This window comes from Nonomuraea sp. NPDC005692 (genome assembly GCF_040631115.1).
Classification (GTDB): Bacteria; Actinomycetota; Actinomycetes; order Streptosporangiales; family Streptosporangiaceae; genus Nonomuraea.
Map to the genome: position 1 here is coordinate 124,429 of NZ_JBEXYU010000014.1, position 16,296 is coordinate 140,724.

Annotated in this window: 16 protein-coding genes and 1 pseudogene; 10 read left to right on the top strand and 7 right to left on the bottom strand. The window is 69.9% G+C overall.

What is annotated here, in order from left to right:
- Positions 1–35: 35 nt before the first annotated feature.
- From ABZ459_RS27400 to ABZ459_RS27410, 3 genes are read left to right on the top strand one after another with little or no spacing between them, the layout of a single operon-like run.
- Positions 36–1,007 (top strand): YafY family protein, encoded by a 972-nt coding sequence (locus ABZ459_RS27400; protein WP_357975790.1) that lies wholly within the window; start codon positions 36–38, stop codon positions 1,005–1,007.
- A 60-nt stretch (positions 1,008–1,067) separates the two neighbouring features.
- Entirely contained in the window at positions 1,068–1,679 is a 612-nt protein-coding gene (locus ABZ459_RS27405) for a LysE family translocator (protein ID WP_357975793.1), read from the top strand.
- Between the two features lie 41 nt (positions 1,680–1,720).
- The gene (locus tag ABZ459_RS27410) at positions 1,721–1,933 is read left to right on the top strand and encodes a hypothetical protein (protein ID WP_352328267.1); all 213 of its coding nucleotides are present in this window, start codon (positions 1,721–1,723) and stop codon (positions 1,931–1,933) included.
- Here ABZ459_RS27410 and ABZ459_RS27415 read toward each other — a convergent pair whose 3' ends face one another.
- Both ABZ459_RS27415 and ABZ459_RS27420 read right to left on the bottom strand, forming a co-directional pair.
- A complete protein-coding gene (locus ABZ459_RS27415; protein WP_357975796.1) occupies positions 1,934–2,359 on the bottom strand; it encodes an SRPBCC domain-containing protein in 426 nt (141 codons plus the stop codon).
- Entirely contained in the window at positions 2,356–2,691 is a 336-nt protein-coding gene (locus tag ABZ459_RS27420; RefSeq protein WP_357976050.1) for a metalloregulator ArsR/SmtB family transcription factor, read from the bottom strand. The genes ABZ459_RS27415 and ABZ459_RS27420 overlap by 4 nt, the downstream gene beginning before the upstream one ends.
- Positions 2,692–2,756: 65 nt before the next feature.
- Here ABZ459_RS27420 and ABZ459_RS27425 point away from each other — a divergent pair, with 65 nt between their 5' ends.
- Entirely contained in the window at positions 2,757–3,098 is a 342-nt protein-coding gene (locus ABZ459_RS27425) for a VOC family protein (RefSeq protein ID WP_357975799.1), read from the top strand.
- A gap of 104 nt (positions 3,099–3,202) precedes the next feature.
- Entirely contained in the window at positions 3,203–3,718 is a 516-nt protein-coding gene (locus tag ABZ459_RS27430; protein ID WP_357975802.1) for a CGNR zinc finger domain-containing protein, read from the top strand.
- Positions 3,719–3,763: 45 nt separating this feature from the next.
- Here ABZ459_RS27430 and ABZ459_RS27435 read toward each other — a convergent pair whose 3' ends face one another.
- Positions 3,764–4,525 (bottom strand): SDR family oxidoreductase, encoded by a 762-nt coding sequence (locus ABZ459_RS27435; RefSeq protein ID WP_357975804.1) that lies wholly within the window; start codon positions 4,523–4,525, stop codon positions 3,764–3,766.
- 139 nt (positions 4,526–4,664) lie between these two features.
- Here ABZ459_RS27435 and ABZ459_RS27440 point away from each other — a divergent pair, with 139 nt between their 5' ends.
- On the top strand, positions 4,665–6,962 hold the full coding sequence (locus ABZ459_RS27440; protein ID WP_357975807.1) for an ATP-binding domain-containing protein: 2,298 nt from the start codon (positions 4,665–4,667) through the stop codon (positions 6,960–6,962).
- 72 nt (positions 6,963–7,034) lie between these two features.
- On the opposite strand, the gene ABZ459_RS27445 is transcribed toward ABZ459_RS27440, so the two are convergent.
- Positions 7,035–7,481: a MarR family transcriptional regulator gene (locus ABZ459_RS27445; RefSeq protein WP_357975810.1), complete on the bottom strand. Its 447-nt coding sequence runs from the start codon at positions 7,479–7,481 to the stop codon at positions 7,035–7,037.
- A 103-nt stretch (positions 7,482–7,584) separates the two neighbouring features.
- On the opposite strand from ABZ459_RS27445, the gene ABZ459_RS27450 reads away from it, so the two are divergent.
- The 3 genes and pseudogenes from ABZ459_RS27450 to ABZ459_RS27460 all read left to right on the top strand — a co-directional run.
- A complete protein-coding gene (locus tag ABZ459_RS27450) occupies positions 7,585–10,845 on the top strand; it encodes an efflux RND transporter permease subunit (protein WP_357975813.1) in 3,261 nt (1,086 codons plus the stop codon).
- Positions 10,846–10,914: 69 nt separating this feature from the next.
- The gene (locus ABZ459_RS27455; protein WP_357976053.1) at positions 10,915–11,274 is read left to right on the top strand and encodes a recombinase family protein; all 360 of its coding nucleotides are present in this window, start codon (positions 10,915–10,917) and stop codon (positions 11,272–11,274) included.
- Between the two features lie 360 nt (positions 11,275–11,634).
- Positions 11,635–11,787, top strand: a pseudogene (locus ABZ459_RS27460) (IS5/IS1182 family transposase); the annotation flags it as partial.
- An 81-nt stretch (positions 11,788–11,868) separates the two neighbouring features.
- Here the strand turns inward: ABZ459_RS27460 and ABZ459_RS27465 are convergent.
- Together ABZ459_RS27465 and ABZ459_RS27470 are read right to left on the bottom strand one after the other, a co-directional pair.
- The gene (locus ABZ459_RS27465) at positions 11,869–12,312 is read right to left on the bottom strand and encodes a hypothetical protein (RefSeq protein ID WP_357975816.1); all 444 of its coding nucleotides are present in this window, start codon (positions 12,310–12,312) and stop codon (positions 11,869–11,871) included.
- Positions 12,313–12,399: 87 nt separating this feature from the next.
- Positions 12,400–12,897 (bottom strand): hypothetical protein, encoded by a 498-nt coding sequence (locus ABZ459_RS27470; RefSeq protein WP_357975819.1) that lies wholly within the window; start codon positions 12,895–12,897, stop codon positions 12,400–12,402.
- Between the two features lie 1,026 nt (positions 12,898–13,923).
- On the opposite strand from ABZ459_RS27470, the gene ABZ459_RS27475 reads away from it, so the two are divergent.
- Positions 13,924–14,688 carry a hypothetical protein gene (locus ABZ459_RS27475; protein WP_357975822.1) on the top strand — a complete coding sequence of 255 codons (765 nt, stop codon included), beginning with the start codon at positions 13,924–13,926 and terminating at the stop codon, positions 14,686–14,688.
- A gap of 713 nt (positions 14,689–15,401) precedes the next feature.
- Here the strand turns inward: ABZ459_RS27475 and ABZ459_RS27480 are convergent.
- On the bottom strand, positions 15,402–15,974 hold the full coding sequence (locus ABZ459_RS27480) for a hypothetical protein (protein ID WP_357975825.1): 573 nt from the start codon (positions 15,972–15,974) through the stop codon (positions 15,402–15,404).
- Positions 15,975–16,296: the final 322 nt, after the last annotated feature.

Consider the following 16,296-nt stretch of genomic DNA (forward strand, 5'->3'; position numbering starts at 1 on the left):
CAAACACTGAAAATGTGCGCAATACAATGACGAATATGCGTGCCAGCCGTCTGCTCTCCCTCCTCCTGCTCCTGCAGACGCGAGGCCGCATGACCGCGCCCGAGCTGGCCGCCGAGCTGGAGGTGTCGATCCGCACGGTCTACCGGGACGTCGAGGCCCTGTCGGCGGCCGGCGTCCCGGTCTACGCCGACCGCGGACCGGCGGGCGGCTACCAGCTCCTGGACGGCTACCGCACCCGCCTGACCGGGCTGACGGCCGAGGAGGCGTCCTCGCTGTTCCTGGCCGGGCTGCCGGGACCGGCCGCCGAGCTCGGGCTGGCCGAGGTCGCGGCGACCGCGGAGCTGAAGCTGCTGGCCGCGCTGCCGCCCGAGCCGCGCTCGCACGCCTCGCGCATGCGCGAACGCTTCCTGCTGGACGTGCCCGGCTGGTACCGCTCGGCCGACGACGTGCCGCACCTGAGCGACGTGGCCGAAGCGGTGTGGGAGCAGCGGCCGCTGCACATGACCTACCGCCGGTGGGGCCGGCGGGAGGTCGACCGGGTGATCCACCCGTACGGGCTGGTGCTCAAGGGCGGCTCCTGGTACCTGGTCGCCGCCCCGCCCGAGGGCGCACCGCGCACCTACCGGGTCTCGCGCATCCTCACCGTCGAGCAGCTTCCCGGCCGTTTCCGCAGGCCGGAGGGGTTCGAGCTGGCGGCGTTCTGGCGGGAGTACGCCAAGGAGTTCCGCGAGCGCATGTACACCGCCGAGGCCGTCATCAGGCTGGCGCCCGGCCGGGAGGACCTGCTGGCGTACACGATGGGGTCCGACGTGGTCGCCGCGGCGCTGGCCGCGGCGGGCGAGCCCGACCCCGAGGGCTGGCGCACGATCACCGTGCCGGTCGAGTCGCTCACCCACGCCCGCTGGCTGCTGCTGCGCATGGGCGCCGACGTCGAGGTGCTGGAGCCGGCCGAGTTGCGGGCTCTTATGGCCGAGGCGGTGGCCGGCCTCGGCAAGCTGTACCTCTAGATCAACTTGTCCGGATAAATCGCGAGAAAAAAGGCCGCTTTCTCTGTCAGCATGCCCAGCATGTACCTTCTGGCTTTCGTGGGCGCATGCTTCCTGGTGGCCATGGTCCCCGGCGTGAGCACCGCCATCATCCTGCGTCAGACGCTCCGCTCCGGCCGCGGCTCCGGCCTGGCGGCCACGCTGGGCAACGAGACCGGCATCCTGCTGTGGGGGCTGGCCGCCGCGTTCGGGCTGTCGGCGCTGCTGGTGGCCTCGCAGGTCGCCTACGACATCATGCGCGTCACGGGCGCGGTCGTACTGGTGGTGATGGGCGCGCAGGCGCTGTGGAACTCACGCAGGGGAACCCCGCCGGTGGAGGGCGAGGCGGTGGCCGGGCTGCGCAGGTCCTACCTGTCGGGGCTCGGCACCTGCCTGGCCAACCCCAAGGCCGCGGTGTTCGCGATGTCGTTCCTGCCGCCGTTCGTGCCGGCCGGGCAGAACGTGCCGCTGACGCTGGTCACCCTCGCCGTCGTGTGGGTGCTGGTGGACACCGTCTGGTACGGCCTGCTCATCTGGACCGTCGCCAAGGCCAGGGACCTCCTCGGCCGCCCGGCCGTCAGGCGCCGCCTGGAGCAGATCTCCGGCGTCGTGCTCATCGGCCTCGGCGTCCGTCTGGTCCTGGACGCGCGATGACCCGCTGAGCCGGCGGGAGATCGTGGACTACCTTTAGGGGCATGACCAACGACCTGGCGTCCCTGATGAGGCAGGCGCAGGACGACGATCCGCTGCTGGCCCTGCACGCCACCACCGCGCTGCGGCGCGAGATCGAGCGCCTGGAGGCCGTCCAGGTGCGCCGGGCCAGGGTGGCGGGCCTGCCCTGGGCGCAGATCGCCGACGCGATCGGCGTCAGCAAGCAGGCCGTGCACAAGAAGTACGGCCGCCGCTGATCACGCTCGCGTCCATCGGGCGGCGAACCAGCCCAGGACGATGTTCCAGGAGTAGCCGCGGCGGATGCGCCCGGCCACGTCCGGGGGCAGGGTGTCCAGGCCGCGGTGTTCGAGCAGCACCTGCGTGCCGTCCTCGACCGGGGTGAAGGCCACCTCGATCTCCATCCGGCCGCCCGGGTTGAGCAGGTCGGCCCAGACCAGGCGGCGGGGCGGCTCCCAGCGCACGATCCGGCCCATGTCGGCGTGGCCGCCGTCGTCCCACAGCTCGCGCAGGTAGCCGTCCTGGAAGCGGATGGCCACCGCGCGGGCGGGGTCGACCCAGCTGTGGCGGCCGCGCACGTACCACTGGTCGATCTCGTCGGTGAACATCCGGAACGCGGTCGCCGGATCGACCGGCACGACGACCTCCGCCCGCACCGCGTTCACCGCCCGCGCTCCACGTGGTCCTTGAACGAGCCGAGCTGCTCGGCCCAGAACGCCTGCACCTGGTCCAGCCACGCCTGCAGCGCCGCGAACGGCTCCTGGCGCAGGGTGTAGAGCCGCAGCCGGGCGTCGTCGCCGCCCGCCTCCGCCCGCACCAGGCCGCCGGCCCGCAACACGCGCAGGTGCCTGCTGAGCGCGGGGGCGCTCATCCGCACCGCCTGGGCCAGCTCGCCGGCCGGGCGCGGGCCCTCGCGCAGCAGGTCGATCACCTTGCGCCGGGTGGGGTCGGCGAGGGCGGCCAGCGTGGCGTCCAGATCGTTAACGTCTCTGTTAATCTTTGCCTGCTTCCGTTATGGTGTTGGTGCTTAACGATAACGGCAATTGTTGCGGGGAGACGTGCATGAGTGTCCAGCTGGGTTACTACACCCTGTCGGTCGAGGACCTGGAGCGGGCGGCGGCCTTCTACGGGCCGCTGTTCGGCTGGGAGTTCAGGCGCGAGCACGAGCGCTACCTGCACGTCACCAACACCGACGTGCCGATGGGCCTGCACGCCGCCGGCCCGTCCGCGCAGCCCAACCTCTACTACCACGTCGAGGACATCGACGCCGCCGTCGAGCGGGTGCGCGAGCTCGGCGGCACGACCGGCGAGGTCTACGAGAGCAAGTCCGGCCGCGGCTGCTCCTGCACCGACGACCAGGGGACCGAGATCAGCCTGTGGCAGCCCGCCCCCGGCTTCGAGTGACCCTGACCCGGCCGGGCTCGCTGTCTGGGTAAGCTCCGCCGGTGACGACAGACGCGTGGCGCATCACCGGCCAATCCCAAATAGACAGTTATGTCGGAAGATGGGTGGATCTGGCCGTCCTGCTGGTCAACGAACTGGCCGTCACCCAGGCGCGCGGCCGTCCCGCCGAGCCGCCCGCCGACCGGCGCGCCGCACTCGACGCCGCCTTCGTCCGGTACGGATGGACGCCCAGCCGGGCGCTGACCAGCGCCGACGCCGACCGGCTGGCCGGAGTGGCCGACGAGCTGTGGCCCGCCTTCACCGCCGGCCCCGCCGCGCCGGCCGCGCTGAACCGGGCCCTGCTGCGGCACGGCGCCGTGCCCAACCTGCACGGCGACCCGCCCGTCCTGGCCTTCCACGGCCCCGCCGCCGGCCTGGTGGACGCGTGGGCGGCCGACACGGCCACCGCCCTGGCCATGGTGATCGGCGTCGGCCAGGGGGTACGGCTGCGCACGTGCGAGGCGGCGGCCTGCGAGCTGGTCTTCTTCGACGCCACCCGCAACGCCTCGCGCCGGTTCTGCGGCCTGTCGTGCCAGAACCGCGCCAAGGCCAGCGCCTACCGCGCCCGCCGCCGCGCCTGATGTGATCTACAACGTAAAGGCGTCGGGCCGGAACGGCCGCCACCGTCAGTGCACGGAGAAACCGCCGTCGACGAAGAGCAGCTGGCCGGTGACGAACGCCGAGGCGTCCCCCGCCAGGAACACCGCCGCGCCCGCGAAGTCGCCGGGCAGGCCGTTGCGGCCGGTCATGTGCCGGGCGGCCAGCTCCTCGACGCGCCCGGGGACGGCCTGGGCGGGCTCGGTGAGCGGGGTGAGCACGAATCCGGGGATGATCGTGTTGACGCAGACGCCGTGGGCCGACCACGCCTCGGCCTGCGAGCGGGTGAGGCCGGTGACGGCGGCCTTGGCCGCGCCGTAGACGCCGCTGTGGCCGAAGGCGCTGATGGACTGCTGGGAGCCGATGTTGATGATGCGGCCCCGGCCGCGGGCGGCCATGCGCGGGCCGAAGTGCTGGCCGAGCAGGTAGGGGGCGGTCAGGTGCACGGCGATGGTCTGCTCGTAGTCGCCGGGGGTGAGCTCGGCCATGGGCTTGCGGATGTTGTTGCCGGCGGCGTTGACCAGGATGTCGATCTCTCCGGCGGCGGCGCACAGGCGGGCGAGGTCGTCCCGGTCGTGCAGGTCGGCGCTGACGGCGGAGGTGGTGACGCCGTGGGCGCGCAGCCGTTCGGCGGCCCGGTCGAGCTCGGCGGGCCTGCGGGCGGCGAGGACGACCTCGGCTCCGGCCCGGCCGATCGCCTCGGCCATGGCCAGGCCGATGCCGGAGCTGCCACCGGTGACGAGCGCGCGGCGGCCGTGCAGGGAGAACAGGTCACGCAGATAGTCCGACACGACCGCTCAAGTTAGCACCAGCCACGGCAAGGCGGACGGGCGGCGTCGGTTGCCGGGAAGGCGAAGGAGGGCTAAGCTCGTGAGCTCGGCAATACGATAAGCGGCTCCACAGAGCTCCCGTAAAGGAGTATAGCAGGGAATGGCTAATCGTCAAGATGGTCTCGCGGAAGCTCTTGACAACGAGCAGCGTACGGTCCGGTGGCTGTACGCCCGGCTCGACGCGGCCAGGGAGCGGGCGCAGGCGACGCTGCGCCAGGTGTACGCCGGCGGCGGCGCGCTGGGCAGCCGGCAGGCGCGGGTCGAGCGCGAGGTGACCGCCTCCGAGCAGGCGCGGCGGCTGGCCCAGCTCAACGCGGTCGAGCGCGGCCTGTGCTTCGGCCGGATCGACGACTCCGGCGGCGTCAGCACGTACGTCGGCCGGATCGGGCTGCGCGACGAGGACCACGAGTCGGTGCTGATCGACTGGCGGGCCCCGGCCGCGCGCCCGTTCTACGTGGCCACCGCCACCGACTCGGGCGGCCTGGTGCGGCGCAGGCATCTGCATCTGAAGGACCGCACGGTGGTCGGCATCGACGACGAGGTCTTCGACCTGGACGGCATGTCCGACGGCGACCGGCGCACGCTGGTGGGGGAGGCGGCGCTGCTGGCGGCGCTGCGGCGCGGCCGTACCGGCCGGATGGGCGACGTGGTGGCCACGATCCAGATCGAGCAGGACCGGGTGATCAGGGCGGGCCTGCAGGGGGCGCTGGTGGTGCAGGGCGGGCCGGGCACCGGCAAGACCGTCGCGGCCCTGCACCGGGCCGCCTACCTGCTCTACACCCACCGCGACACGCTGGAGCGGCGCGGGGTGCTGGTGGTGGGGCCCAACCCGATGTTCCTGCGCTACATCGGGCAGGTGCTGCCGGCGCTGGGGGAGACGCAGGTGGTGATGGCCACGGTGGGCGAGCTGTTCCCCGGGGTGCGGGCGGTGGCCGCCGATCCGCCGGCGGCCGCGGTGGTCAAGGGCGACCTGCGGATGGCCGAGGTGGTGGCCGCGGCGGTGGCCGACCGGCAGCGGGTGCCCGCGGGGGATCTGCAGGTGGAGCTCGACGGCCTGCGGCTGCGCGTGCCGCACGCGGTGTGCGTGCGGCTGCGCGAGCGGGCGCGGGCGGTGCGCCTGCCGCACAACATGGCTCGCAAGCTGTACGTCACCGAGCTGCTGAAGGAGCTGGCCAGGGCGGAGGCGCGGGCGCTGGAGGAGTCGCTGCACCTGGAGGAGCTGGCGGTCGACGACCCGGAGCTGGCCGAGCCGCTGGACCTGGAGGGCGACCTGGACGAGACGGACATCGCGCTGGCGGCCGAGCGGCTGTGGGGGGAGGAGCCGGTGCGGCGCGCGGTGGCCGAGCTGTGGCCGGAGCTGACGCCGCAGGAGCTGGTCGCCGATCTGCTGTCCGCGCCGGACACGTTGTGGTCGGTGTGCCCGCCGGGCCTGGACTGGAGTCCGCTGGTACGGCCCCGCGAGTCGCCGTGGACGGTCGGCGACGTGCCGCTGCTGGACGAGGCGGCCGAGCTGCTGGGCCACGACGACTCGGCCGACCGGACGGCGGCGCGGCGCGCGGGGGAGGAGTGGGCCGAGCAGGAGCTGTACGCGCGCGAGGTGCTGGAGACCACCGGCCTGCTGGAGGAGGGCGTCTTCGACCGGGCCGACGTGCTGGCCGAGCGGCAGGCCGACGACGGCGCGGGGCTGACCACGGCCCAGCGGGCGGCGGCCGACCGCACGTGGGCGTACGGGCACGTGATCGTGGACGAGGCGCAGGAGCTGTCGCCGATGGCCTGGCGGACGGTGGTGCGGCGGGTCCCGGCGCGGTCGCTGACCGTGGTGGGCGACCTGGCCCAGACGGGGTCGGCGGCGGGGGCGCGCTCGTGGGCGCAGGTGCTCGACCCGTACCTGGAGGGGCGCTGGCGGGAGGAGCGGCTGCTGGTCAACTACCGCACGCCGGTGGCGATCATGCGGGTGGCGGCCGACGTGCTGGCGGCGGTGGCGCCGTGGCAGGAGCCGCCGGAGTCGGTGCGGGACGGCGGCGACGAGCCGCGCGCGGTGCGGGCGGCGGTGGAGGAGCTGCCGGCGCTGGTGGCGGCGGAGCTGGCCGAGCTGGGCGCGCGGGGCGAGGGCGGCCGGTTGGGGATCATCACGCCCGACGGGCTGCACGCGCGGGTGGCGGCCCTGTTCCCGGGGGCGGACGACCTGGACGCGCCGGTGGCGGTGCTGACGGTGACGCAGGCCAAGGGCCTGGAGTTCGACGGGGTGGTGGTGGTCGACCCGGCGGGGATCCTGGAGCAGTCGCCGATGGGCGGCCACGACCTGTACGTGGCGGTGACGCGGGCGACGCGGCGGCTGACGGTGGCCCACGAGGGCGAGCTGCCGGCGATGTTGTCCCGCCTGAAATCTACAATGTAAAGCCGTCGGCGCGGTGATATTCATCCGGAATTCACCGAAAAAGCAGCCACGATCGGGAGCGCGCCGGGCGGGTCACTCGTTGTAGAGCTTGTCCGCGACTTCGTGGATGCGGCGGGTGGCGTGGTCGAGGGCGCGCAGGGTCTCGGTGTCCAGGTGGGACATGATGCACTTGTAGTGTCTGAGGCCCGCGTCGTTGATCTCGGCGATCAGGGTGGCGCCGGCGGGGGTGAGCTCGACCCGGCGCACCCGGCGGTCGTTGGGGTCTTCGTGCCGACTGACCAGGCCCTGGGCGACCAGGCGGTCGACGATGCCGGTGACGGTGGCCAGGCTGACGCCGAGGGTGTGGGCGAGGTCCTGACCCGAGGCGGAGCCCTGCGTCGACAGCTGCATGACGACGCGGAGCTGCCGGATGGTGAGATTGGAGCTGAACAGGGGGGACTGTTGCCGGGTGAACAGTCTTCCCAGGTCGCGCTGTGTCTCGGTGATCCGGCGGATCAGGTCTTCGCGGTCGTCGCTCACGCTCACCTCTCGCTTCCTGAGAAGGTTATCAGGAAAGCTGCATCAGGCTAAATATTCGTATTAGGCAAAGTGTTAGTCTGGGGCGAACTTTGGAGGGGAGCCTATGACCGCTTTCGCCCGGTTGAGTCTGCTCAACCGCAGTCTTGTCATCTTGGTAGCGGTCGTGATCACCGCGTTCGGCGCGTTCACGATTCCGCAGTTGAAGCAGCAGCTCCTGCCGTCGTTGGCGTTCCCGGGCGCGTTCGTCATCGCGCCCTTCCCGGGCGCCTCGCCGGAGATCGTCGAAGACCAGGTGACGAAGCCGATCGAGGACTCCTTCCAGGGGATCCCCGGCATGGAGCAGATGACCTCCACGTCGAAGGAGGGCATGGCCCAGATCCAGGTGGCCTTCGAGTACGGCACCGACGTCGAGGCCTCACTGAACAAGATGCAGCAGGCCGTCGCCAGGATCACGCTCCCGCAGGGCGTCGATCCGCAGGTGGTGGCGGGCAACACCGACGACATCCCGGTGCTGGTGCTGGCGGTGGGCGACGGCGGCGACGAGCGGGCGATGGCCGACAAGCTGCGCCGCATCATGGTGCCGGAGCTGCAGAGCGTCGAGGGGGTGCGCGAGGCCGCGGTCACCGGCACCCGTGACGAGGTCGTCACGATCGAGCCGGACGTCAAGAAGATGGCGCTGGCCGGGGTGTCGGCGGCGCAGATCCCCGAGGTGCTCAAGGCGAACGGCACGCCGATCCCGGCCGGGTCGCTGACCTCCGACGGCAGGTCGCTGACCGTGCAGGTGGGGGCGCGGGTCGACTCGCTGGAGAAGCTGAAGAACCTCTACCTGACCCCCGCGCAGCCCGCCCAGCAGCAGGCCCAGACCCCGGCCCAGACTCCGGGGCAGGCGCAGGACCGCCCGCAGGCCGGTCAGCCGGCCCAGACGGGCCGGGCGGCCGTGCCGCAGCAGGTGGCGCGGCCCAAGCCGCTCAAGCCGGTCAAGCTCGGTGACGTGGCCGAGATCAAGCGCGGCCTGGCCGACGCCTCGACGATCACCCGTACCGACGGCAAGACCAGCCTCGGCGTGTCGGTGACGATGACGCCCGACGGCAACGCGGTGACGATCTCCCACGAGATCCGCGAGAAGCTGCCGGAGCTGACGCGGTCGCTGGGCGACTCCTCCGACACGCAGGTGTCGGTGGTGTTCGACCAGGCGCCGTACGTGGAGGAGTCGATCGAGAACCTGACCACCGAGGGCCTGCTGGGGCTGGCGTTCGCGGTGCTGGTCATCCTGGTGTTCCTGCTGTCGGTGCGTTCGACGCTGGTGACGGCGGTGTCGATCCCGCTGTCGGTGGTGATCGCGCTGCTGGCGCTGTGGGCGGGTGACTACTCGCTCAACATGCTGACGCTGGGCGCGCTGACGATCGCGGTGGGCCGGGTGGTCGACGACTCGATCGTGGTGCTGGAGAACATCAAGCGCCATCTGGGTTACGGCGAGGCCAAGCTGCAGGCGATCCTGACCGCGGTGCGGGAGGTGTCGGGGGCGGTGACGGCCTCGACGCTGACGACGGTGGCGGTGTTCGCGCCGATCGCGATCGTGGGCGGCATGGTCGGCGAGCTGTTCCGGCCGTTCGCGGTGACGGTGGCGGTGGCGTTGCTGGCCTCGCTGGTGGTGTCGCTGACGGTGGTGCCGGTGCTGGCGTACTGGTTCCTCAAGGCGCCGGCGTTGTCGCCGGAGCAGGCGCGGGCCCAGCGTGAGGAGGCCGAGGCCAAGGAGCTGCGCAGCCCGTTGCAGCGGGCGTACCTGCCGGTGTTGCGGTTCGCCACGCGGTACAAGCTGGTGACGGTGCTGATCGGGGTGGCGGTGTTCGTCGGGACGATGGGCCTGGCGGGCGGTCTGCGGACGAACTTCCTGGACTCCTCCGGGCAGAACACGATCTCGCTGACGCAGAAGATGCCGGTCGGCACCGATCTGGCCACGACGGACAAGGCCGCCAAGAAGGTCGAGGGCGTGCTGTCGGGGCTGGCCGGTGTGGAGACGTACCAGGTCAACGTGGGTGGCGGCAACGCCATGCAGGGCGGCGTGGGCGGTGGCGCGGACCGGGCGTCGTTCTCGGTGACGGTCAAGGACGGCGCCGAGCCGGCGACCGTGGAGCAGCAGCTCCGCGAGAAGATCACGGGCCTGTCCGGGGTCGGCGAGGTCACCGTCGGCGGTGCCGGCGGGGGCGGGTTCTCCTCCGACACGGTGAGCGTGATCGTGCAGGCGCCCGACGCCGAGTCGCTGCGCACCGCGACCGACGCGGTCAAGGGCGCGATGGGCCAGGTGAAGGGTCTGCGTGACCTGTCGTCGAACCTGGAGGCCAGCGCGCCGCGCATCGAGGTCGCGGTGGACCGGGAGAAGGCGGCAGCCAAGGGGCTGTCGGAGGGGCAGGTCGGCCAGGCGGTGGCGCAGGCGTTCCGCGGCGCGCCGCTGGGCCAGATCACCCTGGACGGCCGCAGCAGCGACCTGGTGCTGCGCGGGGGCGAGGCGCCCGAAGACGTCAAGGCGATCGAGGACCTGAAGCTGCCGACGGCGGCGGGGCTGGTGAAGTTGTCGTCGGTGGCCAAGGTGGAGCAGGTGGCCGGTCCGACGCAGGTGACCAGGATCGACGGTGAGCGTTCCGCGACGGTGTCGGGCAAGGTGGAGGCGTCGGATCTGGGCACTGTCACGCAGGAGCTGACGACGAAGCTGGAGTCGGTGGCGCTGGGCGCCGGTGCCCGGTACGAGATCGGCGGCGCCTCGGCCGACCAGGCGGACGCGTTCTCCGACCTGGGCATGGCGATGCTGGCGGCGATCGCGATCGTGTTCATGATCATGGTGGCGACGTTCCGGAGCTTCGTCCAGCCGCTGATCCTGCTGGTGTCGATCCCGTTCGCGGCGACCGGCGCGGTGGGGCTGCTGGTGGCGACCGACACCGCGATGGGCGTGCCGGCGCTGATCGGCATGCTGATGCTGATCGGCATCGTGGTGACGAACGCGATCGTGCTGATCGACCTGATCAACCAGTACCGGGATCAGGGGATGGGCGTGGTCGAGGCGGTGATCGAGGGCGGCCGGCGCAGGTTGCGGCCGATCCTGATGACGGCGGTGGCCACGATCTGCGCGCTGACGCCGATGGCGCTGGGCGTGACCGGGTCGGGCGGGTTCATCTCGCAGCCGCTGGCGATCGTGGTGATCGGCGGCCTGGTGACCTCGACGCTTCTGACGCTGGTGCTGGTGCCCACCCTCTATGTCGCCGTGACTCGGAAGCGTGATCGAGGACCGCGCCACGCTGATTCCAGCCATCGCCTCCGTGAGAGTGTCGATGATGCTGGAGGAAAAGATCTCGCCGGCAATCCGGCGTGATGCCATAAGGCGTCAGCCGCCCGGCGGGGTTACTACATCTCGCCGGGCGCTTGGCCGGACGGCGGCTGGATCGAAGATCTTGACGTGTCCGGGAGGAACTTCCAGCGGACGATCATGGCGGCCATCTCCCAAGCGGCGAAGGGTGCTGCCAAGGCGATCCTCGTGTGCAAGTACTCCCGGTTCGGCCGCAACCGGATGGGCAACCAGCTCAACCTCGCCCGGCTGGAAACAGCGGGCGGCGAACTGGTCTCGGCCACCGAGGAAGTGGACGGGAAGACCGCAGTCGGCAAGTTCACCTTCATGACCCGGACTGCTTGTGCGGGAAGGCGTCGCGCTGCCACCGGAGGGTGTTCCGGCCCGGGGCGCATGATGCTCTCATCAGTAACGAGCTGTGGAAGCGGTACCTGCGGCTGCGAGAAGCCAGGGTGACGCGGCCGTCGCATTTCCGCGCACCGGTTCACCGGTTTCATCACCTGCCGGCATTGCGGCGGCGGGATGTACCTGAACAGCCACCAGAAGGGTTTCATCTGCGGGTCCCGTGCCCGGCACGACGAGGTGGTGTGCGGGTCACGGTTCGCGCTGTTGACGGCCGTGGACGACGCTCTGCTGCGGCTGGTGGCGGAGTGGGCGCCCGAGATCGAGGCCGCCGCCGAAATGTGCACGGCCGAACCGGAACCCGCGCGGCCGGACGCCAACCTGAAATGGCGGCGTGACCAGATCGCCAACCGCAAGCGCAAGGGCAGCCGAGGAGGCCGCCCGCGCGCCTTCGACGCGCTCACCTACAAGCACCGCAACCTGGCCGAACGCTGCATCGGCAAGCTCAAGCAATGGCGCGCCATCGCCACCCGCTTCGACAAGCCGGCCAGCCGCTACCTGGCCGGCGTCACCATCGCCTCACTCATGCTCTGGCTCCGGCAAGCCGAATTGTCGGACACGCTCTAGTGGATTCTGGAGGCGTCCGGGACCGACTCGACCGGTCCCGGACGCACGGCACCGGACCGCCGGATCACCGGCGGACGCGGTCTACTTCACGCAGTCTTCCTTCCTCCACTCGATCCGGACGACGGTCGCGGGGATTCGGAGATCGGTGTACTCGTGTCCCTGCCCGAGGTCACCGTCCACGGCGCGGTGAATGCATCTCGCCGCGCCGGTGCCGTCCCCATAGATGTAGGTGACCCAGACGTGGTCATAGGTTTCTTGCCTGCCGTTGTTGAAGAAGGATCGGACGTTCTTGTACGGGCTGGCGGCCACGGTGGAGTATCCGCCGCCCGCTGGCCAGTTTTCGCCGCGGCCGATACCGATCTTCGTTCCTGGGGAGATGACCTCTGTCGAATACACACAGAAGTCTCCAGCCGCGCAGCCGTACTGGGTGGAAGAGGAAAGGCTGTCTGCGCTCGCAGGCGACGCGAACGTCAGCCCTGTCAGAGAGATGGCGGCGACGGCTGCCGGGATGAATCTTCTCAGCATCAGTTCTCCTCGTTAGTTGCCTGGGCCGGCCCAGGGCGGTGAAAGGCCGGCTTGCCGACTGACGTCTCTGCGCGGTGCGCGAATGGGTCAGCGCCAGATTCGGACCGTCCACTGTGCGTTCTTCACCGGGTCTATCGGCCCACAGTGCATACGGAGGTCGAGCGTGCCCGCTTCGTCGTAGAGGTCGCACTTATGGAAGTAGTTTTTAATACTTGTGAATACTTCTGGGAAGCGATAAGCCGTCGTGAACCACAGCTGCGAGGAGTCGGCCGCTGAGCACCCGGCGAGCACCACCCCGTTGCTGGCTTCGCTTCTTCCAGCCAGACAACGGCCAGGGAACCTGACGCTCTCCAGCGAGTAGACGTCGAGAGCCCAGGAGTGGATTCTCCAGAGCTGCCACCCCTCTTCCGGCTTTCCTGCCTCTTTGTTGCATGCCCTGGTGTGGACGTCGCCCGTACCAGCGTCTATGCAGTCGCCGGTTCCCCGGCTGAAGATTCTGACGATTGGATCGGCGGAGGCTTGGGCGGGGCTGCTCGACAGCCCGACGATCGTGAGCCCGACGACCGCGAGGACGCTGGCCAGCATGCGAGGCATGCTTCCCTTCCTCGGCCGGAGTGTTTTTGATTTCCGCACGGATCTCTCCTTCGTTCGAGTGGTAATTACCGGTGACGTCGCGCAGCATCACGGCGGCGGCTCTCAGCCGGGGCGACTGCGGGATTGTCCGGAACGCCGATTCACCGCCTGGACAACACTTGATCGTGCTACCGATGCGACAGAGCAAGTTCATCCCGTCGGGGCCCGTTTGCGCCGAAGGTCTGGCCCACGGGCGCTCGCTTCGCTGGTCATGGAGGAATTCCTCCCGGAGTAGAAACCGATCGAGATAAACTGACCTGGAGCTATCGAAGCCAGTCGCGCTTTAATTTCGCTATGGCCGCGCTTTTGGCCGATGTCAGACGTTCGCCTCTATGACCACCAGGTCCATCGCCTCTGCCTCGCTGACCTGATGGCCGCCTGCGTATCCCCAGGTGAGGCGGTACGCAATTGGCCTAGCTCCACCCGACGCTTGTCGTTCTTGGGGTGGAGACGACCGTGTGCCGTCGAGGGCGAGTGCCAGGCGTGCTTGTCGACCAGCCACGTCACCGACCTCGGCCCAGTGGGGGGAGCGGGTCCGAAAGTGAGGAAGGCCGCGCAGTGCGCGGCCTTCCCGAGGTCGAGACCCGCGACCAGATCGCTCAGCTGCAGGCGGTCAACCTACGCGAGCTGAGCAGCCGAGTCGCCGTTTCGGCCTCCAGAACATCACATCGCGCCTGACGGTGCTCTCACGCGGCGGCCCGAGCCGTTGCGGGGCCTTTCGCGCGCCAAAATCGTGACGCTTGGAGCCGACCACAGCACGCCGCCAAGCGGCCATCTCGGCATGCCCGGAAACCGAATCCGCGGCGTGCGAGGCAGCCGCGTCCTCACCAGCCCCCACCGACGCGATGGACGGGGGAGTGGCACCGCTCGTCCCCGCCGGGCACATCGTCGCGCCCGCGCACCCCCTCTGGCATGACCTGCCAGGCGAACCGGCGCGCTGACTGAACACGCAACGCTCTGCGGTCCGCCTGGCAGGTCATGCGCCGGTCGACCTGGGCGATGCTGACCGCGCCGAAGAAGGGAGCCACCTGGCGGCACCTGGCCGCCGAGCTCGGCCTGTCGCAGCGGACCGTTGCCAAGCTGTACGCGTGGTTCATCGACGCCGGCCTGCTGGCTCGCGCCGTGCCCGGCACGACCGCCCGCTACCGCAAGGGCACCCGATGCGGGCTGGACGACGATGGGCGCGGCAACCAAGCCGCGCAGTACTTGCTAATCATCCCGGAGGCGATCCTGGAGGCCGAGGACGACGACGATTTGGCATCAGCGACAGTGGCCCCGGCCGGCGAGGATGAGGTGCCCTGGCCGTGCCAGACGGTCCCGACCCGCCCCCCAGCCCGGCATTCCCGCACCTCAAACCCCTGTGGAAAGATCGTTCACCCCCACCCCCACCCACTCCTGAAGGTGATGACTCTCCCCCACGCGCGCGAAGCGCGTCCGGCCATACGCACGACGCCGGACGGTGGGTGGCCGGCGACCGTCACCCCGGGGGACCGACTCGCCGCGTGCGAGCGATTGCGGGAGGAGCTGCCCCCGCTCCGGAAGCTGTCAGTGCGACATCTCCGCTCGTTGCTGCGGACCGCGTTCGACCTCGGCGCGACCGTCAGCGACATCCGGCACGCGCTCGACCACCGGCCAGACGGCAGCGCATGGATTCACACCAGTACCCCGCGCTGGGTGCCCCGATGGGTGCAGCACCTCTTGTCAGTGTGGATCGCACGGGACGAGCAGCTCGTCGCCCCGTGACCGGTTCAGCGGCGGATGGCCGAGCATGCCGCACTGCTCACCGAGCAGCGTGCCCGCCGCGAGGCGTACGAGCAGGCTGACCAGAACCGGCTTGGTGGCCGCTTGGGCTACAGCCAGAGGTGGTCATGGTGATGATCGGCAGGGCCGGTCGCTGCCTGCCGAACCCGTGGGTCGGCGAGAGTCGCGAGCGCTGGTCAGGCCGAGGCGGCAGGAGGCTCGCTAAATTGATCTACTTTGTAAAGGGCGGGAAACTGTTGTGAATCAACACTTCAGGCTGCAGAAACCTCAGCCATGACCAAGGCTCTCTGCTTGCGAATCAGGGCGGGGAGCTCCTCGATCGAAGGTCCGCCTCGCGTGAAGGCGGCGCGCGCGGCCACTTCGGGGGAGAAGGCGTCTCGCCGGGCTCGCGCCTGGGCGAGGGCGCGGCCAGCGGCGGCGAGCGCCGCCGAGGGCGGCGTGTTTCTGGCCGGAAACCCAGGGACGCCTGGTGGTCAACGGTCAGGCCGCTGGTTCTCCTGAGCTCCTCGGCAACATGCCGGTCACTCACGTGGCATCCACCATGAGTACGAGTCCACTGCCTGGACGGCGACACAGCACAATGCCCCCTGACCAATGGCCCGATAGGGGCCGAAAACGGTCGCGATCAACGCGAATGCCGTGCCCCGTAAGTTCAGGGCACGGCAAGCGGCGTCAGCGGATCAGACCCGGTCGACTCAGGCGGGCGGCGTGATGTCGGCGAAGGGGCTGCAGTTGGCAGGCCAGGGCCGCGTCGCCATGGTGCCCGGAGGCGGGAAGACGGTGCACGTGCTCTGCGCTATGCGGGAGTGTGCGTTGAGCACGGTGACGTGCACTGTCGTCCCCTCGTCGGGCGCAGCCAGAGTGATGTCGACCAGGTGGCCGAAATTCCTGGGCAGTCGCGAGGACAGGTCGTGCCATCGTGGCGTCGTCCGCGGGTCCCTGATGAATACCTTGTGCTCCCGAATGACCCCTACGAACTTGGTCGGCGGCCTCTCCTCGTCCTCTGGGTCCCCCTGGAAGGCCGAGTCGATCGCGACAGCGTTGTCGTCGTCCATCCCGACGGGGAAGGAGCGATTGTTCGCCTTCACGACCTTGGCATCCGCGAGGCCGTGAGCGCTGACGACCGATGTCGCCTGGACGCCGGCAAATGCTGAGGCTGGAAGTGAAAGAGCCGTGAGTGCGCTGGTTGCCGTAGCGGCTAGAGCAAACGCCAGCGTACGTGTGATGCCGAGTGGGTGCGAAGCGCGCCCGCTCTGGTGTTGAGCCACGTGTTTCCCCTGTAGATGCCAGTTTGTACGAACGGGGTCAATAGATGCCCCTAAATGGTTGCAAATTTGAGGTACCCCTCCAGTGAAGCGATAAAGCGCGCAAGTCTTTCTGTAGAAGGCAAGGAGTATCGAAAGACAAATAAAAAGCAATCATGTAGCAGCAAATAGGGGCGAGCGTGCATATTTGGGCAAATCGTCCCAGACGTGGCGAGTGAGCTCCGGGCTCGCATGTACCGGGCGCGGACGCGGCAACCCGACCCGGGCGGCACGCCTGCCCTCTACGCCCGCCCGCCCGACAGGGGCCGGCCGAGCAGGCGGTCCA

Coding starts and splice junctions, on each gene's coding strand:
- ABZ459_RS27470 (WP_357975819.1), bottom strand. CDS start 12,897: ATGCTGGCCAGCGTCCTCGCGGTCGTCGGGCTCACGATCGTCGGGCTG.
- ABZ459_RS27425 (WP_357975799.1), top strand. CDS start 2,757: ATGAGTGTCCAGCTGGGTTACTACACCCTGTCGGTCGAGGACCTGGAG.
- ABZ459_RS27440 (WP_357975807.1), top strand. CDS start 4,665: ATGGCTAATCGTCAAGATGGTCTCGCGGAAGCTCTTGACAACGAGCAG.
- ABZ459_RS27465 (WP_357975816.1), bottom strand. CDS start 12,312: ATGCTGAGAAGATTCATCCCGGCAGCCGTCGCCGCCATCTCTCTGACA.
- ABZ459_RS27405 (WP_357975793.1), top strand. CDS start 1,068: ATGTACCTTCTGGCTTTCGTGGGCGCATGCTTCCTGGTGGCCATGGTC.
- ABZ459_RS27450 (WP_357975813.1), top strand. CDS start 7,585: ATGACCGCTTTCGCCCGGTTGAGTCTGCTCAACCGCAGTCTTGTCATC.
- ABZ459_RS27400 (WP_357975790.1), top strand. CDS start 36: ATGCGTGCCAGCCGTCTGCTCTCCCTCCTCCTGCTCCTGCAGACGCGA.
- ABZ459_RS27475 (WP_357975822.1), top strand. CDS start 13,924: ATGCGCCGGTCGACCTGGGCGATGCTGACCGCGCCGAAGAAGGGAGCC.
- ABZ459_RS27410 (WP_352328267.1), top strand. CDS start 1,721: ATGACCAACGACCTGGCGTCCCTGATGAGGCAGGCGCAGGACGACGAT.